Raw genomic sequence first — 684 nt, 5'->3', positions numbered from 1 at the left:
CCTCAGGGCCACCGCGCAGACGCTTGAGCTTGCCGGCTTTTCGGTATTGGCTTTTTCGGTGGCGGCCGAGGCGCTGGCCAGGCTCGACGCCGGTTTTGCCGGCGTAGTGGTGTCGGATATCCGGATGCCTGAGATCGACGGCTTGCTGCTTTTCGATTGCGTCCTGCGGCTGGACGCGGACATTCCAGTCATCCTCGTCACCGGGCATGGCGACATCGCGGTTGCCGTCAAGGCGATCAAGGACGGCGCCTACGACTTCATCACCAAACCCTTCGCCGCCGACCGGCTGGTGCAGAGCGTGCGCCGCGCGGCGGAAAAGCGCCGCCTGGTGCTGGAGAACCGCGCCTTGCGCGAAGCGGCCGGAGAAGCGCAGGACGGCCTGCCGCTGATCGGCCAGACGCCGGCGATGGAAAGGCTGCGCCGCACGCTGCGCCAGATCGCCGACACCGACGTCGACGTGCTGGTGACCGGCGAGACCGGCTCCGGCAAGGAGGTGGTGGCAAGCCTCTTGCATCGCTGGAGCCGCCGCGCCAGGGGCAATTTCGTTGCGCTGAATTGCGGCACTCTGCCGGAGACGGTCATCGAGAGCGAGTTGTTCGGCCATGAGGCCGGCGCCTTCACCGGCGCGCAGAAGAAGCGGATCGGCCGCATCGAGCACGCCAGCGGCGGCACGCTGTTCCTCGA

Annotated in this window: 1 protein-coding gene; it reads left to right on the top strand. The window is 67.5% G+C overall.

The window, feature by feature from the left end:
- A partial coding sequence (locus EOA86_RS37205) for a sigma-54 dependent transcriptional regulator (protein WP_164892437.1) occupies positions 1-684 on the top strand: 684 nt, incomplete at both ends.

It is taken from the genome of Mesorhizobium sp. M5C.F.Ca.IN.020.32.2.1, from assembly GCF_004023105.1.
Taxonomy (GTDB): Bacteria; Pseudomonadota; Alphaproteobacteria; order Rhizobiales; family Rhizobiaceae; genus Mesorhizobium; species Mesorhizobium wenxiniae.
Note: the sequence above shows the minus strand (reverse complement) of the source record. Positions and strands in the feature narration are given on the sequence as shown.